The following is a 16,706-nucleotide window of genomic DNA, read 5'->3' on the forward strand; positions in this document are numbered from 1 at the left end:
ATTCCGCGGCCTTTCGAGGAGGAGTGTCAGCTTTGGGCGTTTCGCCCTAAGGGGCTAACGTCCCACTCCAGCCGCGAGTGATGGGCTAACTGAGCTTCGGCTCGACCCAGCCGTTCTCGACCAGGTAGCCGAGGACCTGCTCGACGGCCTCGGGGACCGACATGGTGGTGGTGTCGAGGGTCAGCTCGGCGTCGGCCGGCTCCTCGTACGGGTCGTCGATGCCGGTCATGCCGCGCAGCTGGCCGGCCCGGGCGCGGGCGTACAGGCCCTTGCGGTCGCGGCGCTCGCAGACCTCCAGCGGGGTGGCCACGTGCACCAGGATGAAGCCGGCGCCGGCCTCCACGGCCATCCGGCGCACCGCCGCGCGAGCCGCTTCGTACGGCGCGATCGGGCAGGCCACCGCCATCCCGCGGTGCCGGCCGACCTCGGCCGCCACCCAGCCGATCCGGCGCACGTTGCGGTCCCGGTCGGCCTTGCTGAAGCCCAGCCCGGCGGTCAGCTCGCGGCGCACCACGTCGCCGTCGAGCAGGGTGACGGTGCGGTCGCCGGTCTCCCGCAGCGCGTCCGCCAGGTTGCGCGCGACCGTCGACTTGCCGGAGCCGGACAGGCCGGTGAAGAAGACCACCAGCCCGCGGTGCCGGCGCGGCGGCCGGACCCGGGACAGCTCCTTGGCCACCGCCGGCGGGGTGTGCCACTCGGGCAGCGGGAAGCCCCGGTCCAGCAGGTCGTCGATCTCCGCCGGGGTCATCGCCAGCCGGCGGTTGCGTGGCGGGATATCGTCCCGCCAGCGCCACTGCCCGTCCCGGTTGTCGTACGCCAGCTCGCGCGGGACCAGCACGCGCAGGCCGGCGCCGGGCAGTGCCTCGACGGTGGAGAGCACGTGGGTCACCCCGTAGGCGGCGGCCACCCGGGACCGCAGCAGCGCGTCGCGCATCTCGTCGCCGTGCGGCATCAGCGGCACCGCGACGACGGTGGCCGGGGGCATCCGGTCCCGGGCCGCGAAGATCGCCCGGACCAGCGCCTCGGGCGGCAGGCCGTCCGGCCCGTGCCCGCTGATCGGGATCAGGATGAGCAGGTGCGCGGCGAGCGTCCGGGCGGCGTGCGCGATCTGCGCGAGCTGCGGCCGGTGCAGCGGGCGGTCGGCGATCACGCCGAGCACCCGGCCGGGCGGGAGCAGCGCCTTGACCTCCTCCGGCGAGCGGCGCAGGCGCTGGAACGGGCCGTGCCCGCCGTCGCCCATCTTGCGCACCGGGCCGCCCAGCCCGTACCGGTTGTCGGCGATCCGCCAGACGTCCGCCGCCTCGATCGCGGCGATCGGCGCGCCCTCCAGGTCGGTCAGCACCACGGTGCGCCGCGCCGGGTCGGCCGGGTCGAGGCGCTCGGCCAGCTCGGCCGGGATCTCGCAGGTGACCGGAACCGGCCACGGCGTGCCGTCGGCCAGCCGGCCGGTGCGGGCCAGCGCGGCCAGGTCGGCGCGGACCAGGAAACCGGTCAGCGGCGCGTACGCCCCGGAGAGCAGCAGTTCGAGATCTGCCAGCTCAAAAGGGCGCGGGGCGAACGACGGTGCGTCCCGCAGGACGTCTTCGGGCAGTACCGAGCCACTCACCTTGCGATCCCCTTGCCGCGGCTGACTTGGGTGACAGTTTCGCAGCCCCGTTCGATCCGGTCGAGGCGGGATCACGATCTCGCGTTCGCGCCGACAAAATCGTCCGTTTACCCGATACCGGTTTGCGGGCCGTTCTTCCTGGACAATTCGGCATGATCCTCTAATACTGGGCGATTGTGAGACAGATCCTGCACGTCACCGCTCTGGGCACCGCCTTCGCGATGTCCGTGGCGGCCACCCTGGCCTGGGCCTGGACCGGAGGTGTGGAACAGCTCGGGCTGACGCCGTACGGGGACCCGACGGTCACCGCGGCGCCCGGCGCCAGCACGTCGTACCGGGAAGTCGAGCCCACCGGGACCACCTCGCCCACCGCGAGCTTCGCGGCGATCCGGGAGCGGCCGGTCCGGATCCGGCCGACCGTGCTCAGCGGCGCCGAGCGACCGCTGCGGGCCGGCCTGCCGGCGGGCGCGGCCTCGGCCCGCAAGCCCTGCCACACCGGGCCCAAGCTGGTGCCCACCTGCGGCGTGCTGTGGGGCGTGGCGCCCGGCGCGCGGACCGAGGAACGCGGTCCCAGCGCGCTCGCCGACTTCGAGCGCAAGACCGGCCGGCACCAGGCGATCTACCACGCCTACCACCACGGGATCCGGCAGGTCTTCCCGACCGAGCAGGAGATCGCGATCGCCCGGCAGCCGGGCCGCAAGCGGATCCTGCTGCTCAACTGGAAGCCGGAGAGCACCACCTGGGCCGGGATCGCCCGCGGCGACCGGCGCACCGACGAGTTCCTCGACCGGATGGCCGAGCACCTGCACCGCGACTTCCATGAGCCGTTCTTCTTCGCCATCCACCACGAGGCCGAGGACCAGGTACGCGAGCGGCCCGGCTCGGGGTACACCGCGCGGGACTACGCGGCGATGTTCCGGCACGTGGTGCGGCGGCTGCGGGCGCACGGGGCGACGAACATGGTGACCGTTCTGGTGCACATGGCGTACGTCCCGCACACCACGAAGAGCTGGTTCAGCGACATGTATCCGGGTGACGGCGTGGTCGACTGGATCGGGTTCGACACGTATTCGTACAGCGATCCCGGGTACGGCCACGGCGACTTCGAGGAGCTGCTCAACCGGCGGTCGGCGCTCAAGCCGCGCTGGCCCGGCTTCTACAACTGGGTGCGGGCCCGGCACCCCGGGAAACCGCTGATGGTGGCCGAGTGGGGGGTGTGGTTCAGCAAGCGCAACCCCGGACACATGGCGGAGTTCTACCGCGAAGTGGGGCAGCAGATCGGGCGGTTCCCGGCGATCAAGGCGATGGTGCACTTCGAGACGCCGGCCAACCAGAAGGGCCAGGACTCGTCGGTGGACTGCACGCCGGCGGCGCTGCGCGAGTACCGGCGGCTGGGCAAACTCCCGGTCTTCCAGGTGTCGCTGGGCTGAGAACGTCCCGCTTCGGGCGTATCGAACCTGTGAGAACGCTGAGGGACCCTGAGGACGCCTCAGGGTCCTTCCGGATTCGGCGGGGTGCGGTGGGTTCCTAGGCTGAGGCCGTGAACATCATCGCTACTCAAGCGCTCACCAAGACGTACGGGGGCGGGGTGACCGCCCTGGCCGACCTCACCGTCGAGGTCGAGGCCGGCGTCATCGGCCTTGTCGGCGCCAACGGCGCCGGCAAGAGCACGTTCATCAAAATCATGCTCGGCCTGATCGCGCCCAGCGGCGGCTCGGTCCGGGTCTTCGACCTCGACCCGGTCACCGAGACCGACAAGGTGCGGGCGCGGGTCGGATACATGCCGGAGAACGACTGCCTGCCGCCCGACGTGTCGGCCGCCGAGTTCGTCACCCACCTGGCCCGGATGAGCGGCCTGCCGCGCACCACCGCCCGGGAACGCGCCTCCGAGGCGCTTCGGCACGTCGGCCTCTACGAGGAGCGGTACCGGCAGATCGGCGGCTACTCCACCGGCATGAAGCAGCGGGTCAAGCTCGCTCAGGCGCTGGTGCACGACCCCGACCTGCTGCTGCTCGACGAGCCGACAAACGGCCTGGACCCGGCCGGCCGGGACGCCATGCTCGCCCTGATCCACCGGATCGGCACCGAGTTCGGCATCTCGGTGGTGGTCTGCTCGCACCTGCTCGGCGAGGTGGAGCGGATCTGCGACTCGCTGATCGCCATCCAGGGCGGCCGCCTGCTGCGCGCCGACCGGATCTCCTCGATGACCGCCGCCTCCGACGTGCTCGCGGTCGAGGTCAGCGAGGGCACCGACCAACTGGCCGCGCACCTCGCGCAGATGGGCCTGCCGGTGTCCCGGGACGGGCGGATGCTGCTCGTGCCGCTGGACTCGGACACGGCGTACGACCGGATCCTGCGCGCGGTCACCGACCTCGATCTCAACCTGCACCGTCTGGACCAGCGCCGGCACCGCGTCGCCGAGCTCTTCACCGCGAAGGAGACCGCCGATGTCTGAGACCGGCGTCATCCATGACATCGGCTATCAGCGGTACACCGGCCCCCGGCTGGGCCGCGCCGCCGGGATCAACGCGCTCTACGTGCACGGCCTGCGCGCCGCGTTCGGACTGGGCCGTTCCGCCAAGGCCAAGATCTTCCCGTGGCTGGTCGCCGGCATCACCGTGCTGGTCGCGGTGATCATCGCGGCGGTGCGGTCGCAGATCCCGGACTTCGAGTTCGGCTACGCCGAGTTCGACGACTCGCTGAGCTGGCTGATCATCTTCTTCGCCGCGATCCTGGCGCCGACGCTGGTCTCCCGGGACATCCGCTCCGGCACGCTGCCGCTGTACTTCAGCCGGCCACTGCGCGCCGCGGACTACGTGATCGCCAAGTTCCTGGCGATGACCACCGCCATCTTCCTGCTGCTCGGCGTGCCCCAGCTGATCATGTTCCTGGGTGCGGCGTTCACCACCGACAAGGGCTTCTCCGGGGTCTGGGCGGAGGTCAAGGACCTGGTGCCCGGCCTGGGGTACAGCCTGGTGTGGGCACTGCTGTTCACCAGCATCGGCCTGCTGATCGCGTCGCTGACTGGCAAGCAGGCGTTCGCCGCCGGCGGCATCGTCGCGGTGTTCCTGATGACCACCCCGGTGGTCGGGGTGATGAGCGTGCTGCCGTCCACCACCGCCAACCACCTGGCCGGCCTGGTCAGCCCGATGACCCTGATCAGCGGGTTCGGCTCCTGGGCGTTCGGCACCGAGATCGGCATCGACCTCGGCCGGTACGGCCCGATCTACGGCATCGAGGCGTTCTGCCTGATCGCCGCCTGCCTCCTGCTCCTGCTCGCCCGGTACCGGAAGGTGGCCGCGCTGTGACGACCTCTGTGGAATCCTCGGCCCTCGCCGTGCCTGACGACGTCACGCCCGGCGTGGTCGACCTGCGGAACGTGTCCCGCTGGTACGGCAACGTGGTCGCCGTCAACGACATCACCATGGCCCTCGGCACCGGGGTGACCGGCCTGCTCGGCCCGAACGGCGCCGGCAAGACCACGATCCTGCACATGATGGCCGGCTTCCTGGCGCCGTCCCGGGGCGCTGTCACCATCGACGGCAAGCCCACCTGGCGCAACCCGGCCGTCTACCGCGACCTCGGCCTGGTCACCGAGCGCGAGGCGGTGCACGCCTTCCTCACCGCCGAGCAGTTCGTGCTGGCCTGCGCCCGGATGCAGAAACTGCGCGACCCGGCCGGGGCCACCCGCCGGGCCCTGGAGCTGGTCGAGATGACCGACGCCGCGAACCGCCGGATCGGCACCTTCTCCAAGGGCATGCGCCAGCGCACCCGGGTGGCCGCCGCGCTGGTCCACGAGCCGCGGGTGCTGCTGCTCGACGAGCCGTTCAACGGCATGGACCCGCGGCAGCGGATGCACATGATGGAGCTGCTGCACCGGCTCGGCGACAACGGGCACACCATCCTGTTCAGCTCGCACATCCTGGAGGAGGTCGAGCAGGTCGCCGGGCTGGTCCAGGTGATCGTGGCGGGCCGGCTCGCCGCCTCCGGCGACTACCGCAAGATCCGCCGGCTGATGACCAACCGGCCGCACGTGTTCGCCGTCCGCAGCTCCGACGACCGCCGGCTGGCGGTGGCGCTGATCGGCGAGAAATCGGTGGCCGGCATCGAGATCGAGAACGGCGGCATGACCGTCCGTGCCGCCGACTACGGCGACTTCACCCGCGCCCTGCCCCGTATCGCCCTCGACCAGGGGATCCGCCTGCACCAGCTGGTGCCGTCGGACGAGTCCCTGGAGAGCGTCTTCTCCTACCTGCTGGAGGCCTGATGTCGACCGTCGCCATGATCACGGCACGCGGCCTCTTCGGCCGGCGCCGGGCACTCCTGCTCCTGCCGCTGCCCCTGCTGCTCATCGGCCTGGCGGCCATCTGCAAGGCGTACGGCCTGGAGCCCACCCAGTGGGGCACCGCCGTCATCGTCGGGCTCGGCTTCGCCGTGGTGCTGCCGGTGGTGGCCCTGATCGTCGGCACCGGGGTGCTCGGCTCCGAGGTCGACGACGGCACGCTGGTGCACATCCTGACCAAGCCGTTGCCCCGCCGGGACATCATCCTGGCGAAGTTCGCTGTCGCCGTACTGGCCACCGCGATCACCACCATGCTCCCGCTCTTCGTGGCCGGCGCGCTGGCCGGCTCCGTCCAGCTCGGTGTCGCCCTGGCCGTCGCCGCACTGGTCGGGTCGTTCGCGTACACCGCGCTGTTCCTGCTGCTCAGCCTGCTCACCAAACGCCCGGTGCTGCTCGGCCTGGTCTACATCCTGATCTGGGAGGGCCTGCTGGGCCGCTGGGTGAGCGGCACCCGCGTGCTCTCCATCGAGCAGTACGTGATCACCATCGCCGACAAGCTGCAGCCCACCGCCCTGCTCGACGCCAAGGTCGGCCTGATGACGGCCGCGGTGATGAGCGCGGTCTTCGTGGTGCTGTGCACGGTCATCGCCATCAACCGCCTGGGCTCCTTCAGCCTGGCCGGCGAAACCAGCTGACCCGGCCGGATCCGGTGCCCCGCGCGGACTTCCGCGCGGGGCATTTTCCATTCCGCTCCGGGCAGTCCGTCCCTACAGGTCAGACCATTTTTCGGTACGTCGTTCGCCGCCCGCCCGGTTCGCCCGCCCGCCCGCCCGGTTCGTCCGCCCGCCCAGCCGGTTCGCCTGGCCGTCCGGTTCTCGGGCTCTCGGTTTTCGGGCGCCCGGCCGGTTCGGCCGCCTACCCTCATTGCCGCTCCGCGCCCAGCAGTGCGCCGCCTTCCACCTCCGGCGTGGATTCCGAAGGCCGGCCTCGCCCGAGCGTTTTTGTCGGTGGGGGCTTGTAGGTTGCGGGCCGTGACAGGAATCGATTGGAGCGATGTTCGGGCGCGAGTGGCGGCTCTCGGCGCGCATCCGGATCGCGGCGAGGTGTTCGGTGCCCGGTGGGGACATGGCTGGGTGCTGGAGCCGCCGCTGTCCACCGCCGAGCTGGCCGAGGTGGAGGCGCAGATCGGCGCCGAGTTGCCGGGGGAGTACCGGTCGTTCCTGCTCCAGGTGAGCAGGGGCGGCGCGGGGCCGGCCTATGGGCTGTTTCCGCTGCGCCGGGTGGGCGGCAGGTGGCGGTGGGAGGGCGACGGGGCCGACCTGACGGACTGGGCCCGGCTGGGGGAGGCGTTTCCGCACAGCGAGGCGTTCAACCCGGTCGAGGGCATGCCGGAGCCACCCGACGACGAGGAGGCGGAGGACGACTACTGGGCGGAGCACGATCGGCTGATGGAGGAGGCGACCGACTTCGGCGGCCTGCTCTACCTGTGTCATCTCGGTTGTGCCTACCGTGAGGCGCTGGTGGTCAGCGGGCCGCGGCGCGGGGTGATGTGGGCCGACCAGACCGCGGACGGCGATGGATTCACCCCGATGCGGGACGACGACGGGTCGCCGCTGGGCTTCGCCCGCTGGTTCCGCCGCTGGCTCGACAACTCCGAGCACGTCGTCGCCGCAAAGACCTAGCCGACACCTACCGCCGCCCCGGCCCACGCCGAACCGGCTTCCGCAGCGGCCCACGCCGAACCGGCTTCCGCAGCGGCCCACGCCGAACCGGCTTCCGCAGCGGGCCGCGCCGAATGCGGCTACGCCGAATGGGCTGCCGGGCGGGAGGGGCAAGAAGGGTGAGCTGCCGCCGGGAAAGACAAGCGGGGGCCGTGTTTTTGATCTCCTGAACCACCCACGGACAGTGAAGAGGGGGGCGATTGTTTTGGACGCGCAGCGGCCAGATCGCCGCCCTCGGCCCGCGCGGGAGCATGCGATCCGCACCCGAGCGGACCTGCGTATATGAAGAACTTGATCTTGGATGCGGCCCGCAGGAAAGCGGTCCGCAGGAAAGCGGTCCGCAGGAAGAGTCGCCCGCAGGAAGATTCGCCCGCAGGGAAATCGGTCCGCAGGGAAATGGCCCGCAGGAAAGCGACCCGCTCGCAAGCGGCCTGCCGAGAAAGCGGCCCGAGAGGTAAGCAGCCGAGAAGCCAAACCGAAAGCGGCCCGGCGCTGAATGACGCCGGGCCGCTCGGTCAGACGATCAGCCGGTGTTGCGCATGCCGGCGGCGATGCCGTTGACAGTGGTGAGCAGGGCCCGCTCCAGGGCCGTCGAGTCCGACGGCCCGCGGCGGACGCCCGGAGCGGTAGGCAGCTGGCGGCCGGTCTCGCCCAGGTCGCGGTACTGGCGCAGCAGGGCCACCTGGAGGTGGTGCAGCGGCTCCAGGTACGTGTCGCGGACGCCGAGGGTGCGGGACAGCTCCGGCTGCGCCGCCAGGATCTGCGGCTCGCCGGTGATGGCCAGGACCTCCTGGACGGTCCGGTCGTATTCCGCCTCGATGGTGGCGAAGATCGGGTGGAGTTCCGCCGGGACCAGCGTCTCGACGTATCGGCGGGCGATCGAGAGGTCGGTCTTGGCCAGCATCATCGCCACGTTCGACAGGAACGTGCGGAAGAACTGCCAGTTCTCGTGCATCTCGTCGAGCACGTCGCCGAGACCGGCGGCGCGGGCCGCGGCGAGGCCGGTGCCGACGCCGAACCAGCCGGGAACGATCTGCCGGGTCTGGGTCCAGCCGAACACCCACGGGATGGCCCGCAGGCCGCCCAGGCCGGCGTCCGCGTTCGGCCGCTTGGCCGGGCGGGAGCCGATGTTCAGCGCGCCGAGCAGCTCGGTCGGGGTGGCCGCCCAGAAGTACGCGGCCAGGTCCGGGTTCTCGACCAGTGCGCGGTACGCCCGGAACGCCGCGTCCGACGCGGTGTCCATGGTGGCGTCCCACACCTCGAGCCGGGACGGGTCGACCGAGAGGGTGGTGTGCAGCAGCGTGGCCTGCAGCACCGCCGCCGTGGTCAGCTCCAGGTTCTCCCGGGCCAGGGCCGGCACCGTGTACTTGTCGGAGATGACCTCGCCCTGCTCGGTCACCTTGATCGCGCCGTCCAGCGTGCCGTACGGCTGCGCCAGGATCGCCTCGTGGGTCGGGCCGCCGCCGCGCCCGACGGTGCCGCCCCGGCCGTGGAAGAGCCGCAGCCGCACCCCGTGCCGGGCGGCCACGTCGCGCAGCGAGCGCTGTGCCTTGTGGATGCGCCACTGGCTGGTGGTGATCCCGGCCTCCTTGTTGGAGTCCGAGTAGCCGAGCATGACCTCCTGCACGTCACCGCGCGCCCGGACGATCTCCCGGTACGCCGGCATCGACAGCATCTCGTCCAGCAGGTCGCCGCCGGCGTCCAGCTCGGCCGGGGTCTCCAGCAGCGGCACGATGTTGACCCGGGCCCGCCCGGTCTGGATGTCGATCAGGCCGGCCTCGCGGGCCAGCACCGCCGCGGCGAGCACGTCGTCGACGCCGAGGGTCATCGAGATGATGTAGGTCTCGATGACGTCCATGCCGAACCGGTCCTGCGCGTCCCGGATCGTGTGGAACACGTCGAAGGTCTTGCGCGCCGAGTCGGTCAGCGGGGTGTCCGCGCTGGACAGCGGCCGCCGCCCGGTCAGCTCGGCGGCGAGCAGCTTGGTGCGCTCGGTGCGGTCCAGGGTGGCGTAGTCCTCCACCTCGCCGACCTGGGTGTACATCTGCTGGAGCACCTCGTGGTGCTTCTCCGCGTGCTCGCGCACGTCGAGCGTGGCCAGTTGCAGGCCGAACGCCGACACCTGGCGGATCGCGGTGGACACCAGGCCGACAGCGGACAGCTGGCCGGAGTTGCGGGCCAGCGACGCGCGCATCAGCTCCAGGTCGGCGATCAGCTCGTCGCTGCCCAGGTAGTCGCGGCCGGCCACGTGCGGGGTGCCGCTCTGCAGCCGGGCCCGGGTGTTGGCCAGCTTCGCCTTGATCGCCCGTACCTTCAACCGGTACGGCTCCTCGGCGTTCACCCGGCGGAACCGGGGCGCCACCTCGGGCAGGTTGTCCAGGTCCTGGGCCAGGCTGGCGGAGAGGTCGAGGGAGACCCCGCGCAGCCGGCGGGAGACGGACAGCTCCTCGATCAGCTTGTCCATCACCTTCTCGGCGGCCTGGATGCCGTGCTCGTGCTGGATGAGCAGCACGTCGCGGGTGACGGCCGGGGTGACGAACGGGTTGCCGTCCCGGTCGCCGCCGATCCACGAGCCGAAGGTGAGCGGGCGGGACGTCGGCGCGGTCTCCACGCCCAGCCGGCGCAGCGTCTCGGCCAGGTCGTCGAGCACCTGCGGGGCGGCCTCGGCGTACAGGTCCTTGAGGTAGTAGACGGCGTTGCGGGCCTCGTCCAGCGGGTCCGGCCGGTCCAGTCGCAGCTCGTCGGTCTGCCAGAGCAGGTCGATCAGCTCGGCGAACCGCTTGGTGGAGACGGTGGTGTCGGTGTCGCCGTAGAGCGCGGCGGCCGCCGACTCGGCGTCCAGCGAGTCCGCGACCTGGCGCAGCTTGCTCAGGATCGAGCGGCGGGCGGCCTCGGTCGGGTGCGCGGTGAAGACCGGGCGGACCGCGAGCCGGCGGGCGGCCGCGGCGATCTCGTCGGCCGGGACGCCCTGCTCGGCGATCCGCTTGGCGGCCTGGTCCAGCCAGCCGCCCTCCTTGGCGCGGCGGCGCCGCAGGTCCCGGGCGCGGTGCACCTGCTCGGTGATGTTGGCCAGGTGGAAGTAGGTGGAGAAGGCCCGGGCCAGTTTGGTGCCGGTGGTGATGTCCATCGCGGCGAGCCGCTCGGCGGCCGCCGGCGCGTCCTGCCGGACCAGGGCCCGGATCTCCTCGACCAGGTCGAGCAGCGGCCGGCCTTCCTGCCTGGCCAGGGTCTGCCCGAGCAGCGTGCCGATCCGGCGGATGTCGGCGCGTAGCGCGGCGTCCGACCCCTCCGGCTCGTCGAGGTGGGCAGGCAGCTCTGTCATCGGGGCGCTCCTTCTTTCGGATGGCTCCAGGACGGCGCTGTCCCGACTTCGCCGATCGTATCGGCGTCCCCCGTCGCGGGGGTGAATTGAGTCAAGAGTCTCACGGTCGTTCAGGCGGTCCGCGTGCTGGCCCGGCCACCACCAAGATCAAGACCGGTTTTCGGTACGCCCGGTCAGGCGGTCACCGGCACGGCCGGACGCACCGTCACGGGCGGCCGCCGGTCGCCCGGCCCGGCGTTGCCGGTACGGAGCCGGCCGGCGATCGCCGGTCCCGCGTTCCCGGCCAGCAGCAGCCGCCGCGGCGTGCCACCGGTACCCGCCTTGGTGACGAACGCACGCCGGGCCGCCGCGAAACCGGACCGGTCGGTGTAGATGTCCCGGCTCATCTCGGCGAGCTCCCGGGTCTCGTAGACGTCCAGCGGAACCCGCTCGGCGGCGAGCCGTCGTGCCTTCGCGGCGCGCCGCTTGCGCACCGTCCGGGGGTCCGCGTGCCGCTCGGCCAGCAGGGCGAGCCACTGCGCGTACGCCTCCGGGTGCCGCGGCCCGACCTCGTCGACCAGCCCGATCCGGACCGCTTGCGCGGTGCTCACCGGCAGTTTGTCGTCGATCAGCCGCTGCGCCCGATCCGCGCCGACTCGCCGCGGCAGGCTGAAGGTGTGCAGCTCGGAGCCGTACAGGCCGATGTCGTAGTACGGGTTGAGCACGATGCCGTCCCGGGCCGCGACCACGTCCGCGCCCAGCCCGAGCATCACCCCGCCGGCACCGGCGCTGCCCGCGTAGGCGGCCACCACCACCTGCCGGGTGCAGGTGATGATCTCCCGGCACACCTCGTTGATCGCCCGGATGTTCGCCCACGCGGTACCGGCCGGGTCCGGTGCCGCGTCGATCACGTTGAGGTGGATGCCGTTGCTGAACGCCTCGGTCCCGCCGCGCAGCACCAGCACCCGGGTGTCCTGCCCGGCCGCGTGCCGCAGCGCGGCCAGCAGGCGCCGGCAGTGCCCGGGCGCCATCGCGCCGTTGTAGAAGTCGAAGAACAGCCAGCCGATCGCTCCGGTGCGGCGGTAGCGGATCTGCCGGTACGTCTGCGGCGCCTCCGGCTCCTGGTCGGCGCCGAGCGGCGCGTGCGGCACCCCGCGCAGCCGCGCGCCGAGTGCCGTGGTGGCCGGCACCTTGATCCCCTCCGGCACCCTGAGGTGCCCGATCCACAGGCTGCCGTCGCCGGTCGCCACCAGCACCGCGCCCTGGCGGCGGCTCAGCAGCGTGCCGGGCCGGGCGCCGTGGGCCGGCCCGGGGTGCGCGTCGTAGACGTACGCGGGCAGCCCGCCCACCTCGGAGAGCACTCCCGGCGACCCGTCCGCGGCCCGGATCCGCCGCAGGATGGTGTCGCCCGGCTCGCCCCAGTCGAAGGCCCGGTCGGACTGCCGCATCAGCGGCCGGGGCCGGGCGCCGGGCGTCTCGGTCGGCGTGTTCTCCGCCGGTACCGGGCGGAACGCCGGGTCGGCGGCCTTGGCCACCACCTCGAGGGCGCACTCCAGCGCGGCGTCCGAGACCGGGCCGGCGTAGAGCGCCGACTTGCGCGGCGGGGCGGCCGGCAGCGGGAAGGTCCGGGTGGCCCAGATCGGCCCGGCGTCGAACTCCTCGACCGCCTGCAGCGCGGTGACGCCCCAGGTCCGGGCACCCTCGCTGATCGCCCAGTCCAGGGCGGACGGCCCGCGGTCGCCGACCGGGCCGGGATGCAGGATCACCGTGCGCCGGCGCTGCCACACCGAGGCCGGCACCCGGTGCTTGAGGAACGGGCAGAGGATCAGCTCCGGGTCGGCGGCGTGCACCCCGTCGGCGATCTGCTCCTCGCTCTCGGCGATGAGCAGGCCGACCTGGTGCCCGGCGTCGCGCAGCGCGCACCAGACCCGCTGACTCAAGCCGTTGAACGCGCTGACGAGCAGCAGGATCCGCACGTTGCCTCCCCTAGGTCCGCCACGAAGTCTTGGCGGGGCCACCGCCCTGATGTCGGACATGCGGTGCGATGAGGCGCACGCGGCGGGAAGTGTCGGTGGGTCGGACTAAGCTGTGTGGCACAGACCCCCGCCCCACTGGGCGACCGGGGTTGTTCGTCGTGCCCTCGGGGGGTCCTCGTCATGCAACTCGCCGGTCTCATCCCGGCCGCCCTGCGCGACCGCGGCCTCGCCCGGGCCCGTGACCTGGCTCGCAAGAGCTTCGTCGACGCCGACGCGCTGGACCTCACCGCGCCGGTCTCGCTGCGCCCGTTCGTGGTGGCCACGGTGGCCGGTCCGGCCGACGTCGGTGGCGCGCAGCGCCCGGTGCTCGCGGTCACCGCGACCTCGCGCGAGGCGGACGACCTGGCCGACGCGCTCGGCTGCCTGCTCGATCCGGACCAGGTCGCGGTCTACCCGTCCTGGGAGACGCTGCCGCACGAGCGGCTGTCCCCGCGCTCGGACACGGTCGGCAAGCGGCTGGCCGTGCTGCGCCGCCTGGCCCACCCCGGTGAGCAGCCCCTGCGGGTGGTCGTGGCGCCGGTCCGGTCGCTGCTGCAGCCGCAGCTCAAGGGCCTCGGCGACCTGGAGCCGGTGGAGCTGGTCAGCGGTCGTGCGGCCGAGCTGGAGGAGGTCGCCCGGCGGCTGTCCGACATGGCGTACGCGCGGGTCGACCTGGTCACCAAGCGGGGCGAGTTCGCCGTCCGCGGCGGCATCCTGGACGTCTTCCCGCCCACCGACGAGCACCCGTCCCGGGTGGAGTTCTGGGGCGACGAGGTGGAGGAGATCCGCACCTTCGCGGTCGCCGACCAGCGGACGATCGAGCAGGTCGAGCGGCTGTGGGCGCCGCCGTGCCGGGAGCTGCTGCTCACCCCGGCGGTGCGGGAGCGGGCCGCGGCGCTGGCCGCCCGGCACCCGGAGCTGGCCGAGATCCTGGACAAACTCTCCGCCGGCATCCCGGTCGAGGGGATGGAGTCGCTGGCCCCCGCCCTGCTGGACGGCACCGACAGCATGGAGCTGCTGATCGACTGCATGCCGGCGGGCACCCACGTGCTGCTCTGCGACCCGGAGCGGATCCGGACCCGGGCGCACGATCTCACCCGGACGTCGGACGAGTTCCTGGAGGCCTCCTGGGCCGCGGCGGCGGTCGGTGGTGAGGCGCCGATCGACGTCGGCGCCGTCGCGTTCCGCAGCCTGGCCGATGTCCGCGCGCACGCCGCGGTGCTGAAGCAGCCGTGGTGGACGGTCTCGCCGTTCGGCCTCGCCGCGCCGTCGGCCGACGAGGCGCTGCCCTGGGAGGACTCCTTGGCCGTCGAGGTCAGCCCGGACACCGGCGACGCCGTCGCGCTGGCCGCCCAGCCGGTGCCGCTCTATCACGGCGACACCGCGCGGCTGGCCGGCGACCTGTCCGGGTGGGCCGCCGCCGGCTGGGCGATCGCGCTGGTCTTCGAGGGCAAGGGGACCGCGCAGCGGGCCACCGAGCTGCTGCGCGACGCGGGTCTCGGGATCACCCCGGTCGACTCGATCAGCACCCCGATCGCCGACGGTCAGCTGCTGGTCACCTGCGGCGGGCTGAACCACGGCTTCGTCGACGAGGCCTCCCGGCTCGCGGTGATCACCGGTAACGACATCTCCGGTGGCCGCGGCGCGTCCACCAAGGACATGCGCAAGATGCCGGCCCGCCGGCGCAACACGATCGACCCGCTCGAGCTGAAGATGGGCGACTTCGTGGTGCACGAGCAGCACGGCATCGGCCGCTACATCGAGCTGGTGCAGCGCACCGTCAACGGCGCCGACCGGGAATACCTGGTGATCGAGTACGCCGCGTCCAAGCGCGGCCAGCCCGGCGACCGGCTCTACGTGCCCACCGACCAGCTCGACCAGCTCTCCCGCTACGTCGGCGGCGAGCAGCCCACGCTGCACAAGATGGGCGGCGCCGACTGGCAGAAGAGCAAGGCCCGGGCGAAGAAGGCGGTCAAGGAGATCGCCGCCCAGCTGATCCAGCTGTACGCCGCCCGGCAGGCCTCCAAGGGCCACTCGTTCGGGCCGGACACGCCGTGGCAGCGGGAGCTGGAGGACGCCTTCCCGTACACCGAGACGCCCGACCAGCTGGCCGCCATCCACGAGGTCAAGCACGACATGGAACTGCAGACCCCGATGGACCGGCTGATCTGCGGCGACGTCGGTTACGGCAAGACCGAGATCGCGGTGCGCGCGGCGTTCAAGGCGGTGCAGGACGGCAAACAGGTGGCCGTTCTGGTGCCCACCACGCTGCTGGCCCAGCAGCACTACAACACGTTCACCGAGCGGATGAGCCAGTTCCCGGTGCAGATCAAGCAGCTGTCCCGGTTCCAGACGCCGAAAGAGGCCGCGCTCACCCTGGAGCAGGCCGCCGACGGCACCGCCGACATCGTGATCGGCACGCACCGGCTGCTCTCCAAGTCGACCCGGTTCAAAAATCTCGGCCTGATCATCGTGGACGAGGAGCAGCGCTTCGGCGTCGAGCACAAGGAGCAGCTCAAGGCGCTGCGCGCGTCGGTGGACGTGCTGACCATGTCGGCCACCCCGATCCCGCGGACGCTGGAGATGGCGATCACCGGCATCCGGGAGATGTCCACCATCGCCACCCCGCCGGAGGAGCGGCACCCGGTGCTGACCTACGTGGGGGCGTACGACGACAAGCAGGTCGCCGCCGCCATCCACCGGGAGCTGCTCCGCGACGGCCAGGTGTTCTACCTGCACAACCGGGTCGAGTCGATCGACCGGGCGGCGCGCAAGCTGCGCGAGCTGGTGCCCGAGGCCCGGGTCGCGGTGGCGCACGGCCAGATGAGCGAGGAGCAGCTGGAGAAGGTGATGGTCGGCTTCTGGGAGAAGGAGTTCGACGTCCTGGTCTGCACCACGATCGTCGAGTCCGGCATCGACATCCCGAACGCCAACACCCTGATCCTGGAGCGCGCCGACCTGCTCGGCCTGGCCCAGCTGCACCAGATCCGCGGCCGGGTCGGCCGGGGGCGGGAGCGGGCGTACGCGTACTTCCTCTACCCCCGGGAGAAACCGCTCACCGAGCACGCCCACGAGCGGCTGGCCACCATCGCCCAGCACACCGAGCTGGGCGCCGGCATGTACGTGGCGATGAAGGACCTGGAGATCCGCGGCGCCGGCAACCTGCTCGGCGGCGAGCAGTCCGGCCACATCGAGGGCGTCGGCTTCGACCTGTACGTCCGGATGGTCGGCGAGGCGGTCAGCGCCTTCAAGGGCGAGCGGCCCGAGGAGGAGCCCGAGGTCAAGATCGACCTGCCGGTCGACGCGCACCTGCCCACCGACTACATCGCCGTCGAGCGGCTGCGCCTGGAGATGTACCGCAAGCTCGCCGAGGCCCGCGACGACGCCCGGCTGGAGGAGGTCATCGCCGAGATGACCGACCGGTACGGCGAACCGCCCGCCCCGGTGGTCAACCTGATCGCTGTCGCCCGGTTCCGCCAGCTGGCCCGGGCGTACGGCCTGACCGACGTCTCGATGCAGGGCAAGCATCTCCGCTTCGCCCCGCTCGACCTGCCCGACTCCAAGCAGCTGCGGCTCAAGCGCTACCACCCGGACTCGGTCTACAAGGCGGCGAACGATCAGGTCAGTGTCCCGCGGCCGAGCACCCGGCGGGTCGGCGGCGAGCCGCTGCGCGACCAGGAGCTGTTGCAGTGGTGCGCCCAGCTGCTCAAGGACGTGCTCGGCGACGCGCCCGTCCCGGCCCGCGTGTGACGGATCACATTCCGCGTGAGACAGTGTTGAC

At 72.0% G+C, this 16,706-nt stretch carries 10 protein-coding genes; 7 read left to right on the forward strand and 3 right to left on the reverse strand.

Going from position 1 to position 16,706, the window contains the following annotated elements; all coding sequences use genetic code 11:
• Positions 1–85: 85 nt before the first annotated feature.
• Entirely contained in the window at positions 86–1,606 is a 1,521-nt protein-coding gene (cysC, locus tag Actob_RS03765) for an adenylyl-sulfate kinase (protein ID WP_284918626.1), read from the reverse strand.
• A gap of 176 nt (positions 1,607–1,782) precedes the next feature.
• Here cysC and Actob_RS03770 point away from each other — a divergent pair, with 176 nt between their 5' ends.
• The 6 genes from Actob_RS03770 (at position 1,783) to Actob_RS03795 (ending at position 7,570) form a co-directional block, all read left to right on the forward strand.
• Positions 1,783–3,036 (forward strand): glycosyl hydrolase, encoded by a 1,254-nt coding sequence (locus Actob_RS03770; RefSeq protein ID WP_284918627.1) that lies wholly within the window; start codon positions 1,783–1,785, stop codon positions 3,034–3,036.
• Positions 3,037–3,146: 110 nt separating this feature from the next.
• Positions 3,147–4,061 (forward strand): ABC transporter ATP-binding protein, encoded by a 915-nt coding sequence (locus Actob_RS03775; RefSeq protein WP_284918628.1) that lies wholly within the window; start codon positions 3,147–3,149, stop codon positions 4,059–4,061.
• Entirely contained in the window at positions 4,054–4,914 is an 861-nt protein-coding gene (locus tag Actob_RS03780; protein WP_284918629.1) for an ABC transporter permease, read from the forward strand. Before Actob_RS03775 ends, Actob_RS03780 begins: the two co-directional genes overlap by 8 nt.
• Positions 4,911–5,873, forward strand: coding sequence for an ABC transporter ATP-binding protein (locus tag Actob_RS03785; protein WP_407653556.1), 963 nt, complete (start codon positions 4,911–4,913; stop codon positions 5,871–5,873). Before Actob_RS03780 ends, Actob_RS03785 begins: the two co-directional genes overlap by 4 nt.
• Positions 5,873–6,583, forward strand: a complete 711-nt coding sequence (locus Actob_RS03790; RefSeq protein ID WP_284918630.1) for an ABC transporter permease — start codon at positions 5,873–5,875, stop codon at positions 6,581–6,583. The genes Actob_RS03785 and Actob_RS03790 overlap by 1 nt, the downstream gene beginning before the upstream one ends.
• Before the next feature lie 336 nt (positions 6,584–6,919).
• Entirely contained in the window at positions 6,920–7,570 is a 651-nt protein-coding gene (locus Actob_RS03795) for an SMI1/KNR4 family protein (protein WP_284918631.1), read from the forward strand.
• A gap of 562 nt (positions 7,571–8,132) precedes the next feature.
• Here Actob_RS03795 and ppc read toward each other — a convergent pair.
• Positions 8,133–10,931 carry a phosphoenolpyruvate carboxylase gene (gene ppc, locus Actob_RS03800; RefSeq protein ID WP_284918632.1) on the reverse strand — a complete coding sequence of 933 codons (2,799 nt, stop codon included), beginning with the start codon at positions 10,929–10,931 and terminating at the stop codon, positions 8,133–8,135.
• 173 nt (positions 10,932–11,104) lie between these two features.
• The gene (locus tag Actob_RS03805) at positions 11,105–12,886 is read right to left on the reverse strand and encodes a hydrogenase maturation protein (RefSeq protein ID WP_284918633.1); all 1,782 of its coding nucleotides are present in this window, start codon (positions 12,884–12,886) and stop codon (positions 11,105–11,107) included.
• 180 nt (positions 12,887–13,066) lie between these two features.
• On the opposite strand from Actob_RS03805, the gene mfd reads away from it, so the two are divergent.
• Positions 13,067–16,675, forward strand: a complete 3,609-nt coding sequence (mfd, locus tag Actob_RS03810) for a transcription-repair coupling factor (protein ID WP_284918635.1) — start codon at positions 13,067–13,069, stop codon at positions 16,673–16,675.
• The last annotated feature ends 31 nt before the right edge of the window (positions 16,676–16,706 follow it).

It is taken from the genome of Actinoplanes oblitus (assembly GCF_030252345.1).
GTDB classification, from domain to species: Bacteria; Actinomycetota; Actinomycetes; order Mycobacteriales; family Micromonosporaceae; genus Actinoplanes; species Actinoplanes oblitus.

Coding starts and splice junctions, on each gene's coding strand:
- mfd (WP_284918635.1), top strand. CDS start 13,067: ATGCAACTCGCCGGTCTCATCCCGGCCGCCCTGCGCGACCGCGGCCTC.
- Actob_RS03790 (WP_284918630.1), top strand. CDS start 5,873: ATGTCGACCGTCGCCATGATCACGGCACGCGGCCTCTTCGGCCGGCGC.
- ppc (WP_284918632.1), bottom strand. CDS start 10,931: ATGACAGAGCTGCCTGCCCACCTCGACGAGCCGGAGGGGTCGGACGCC.
- Actob_RS03780 (WP_284918629.1), top strand. CDS start 4,054: ATGTCTGAGACCGGCGTCATCCATGACATCGGCTATCAGCGGTACACC.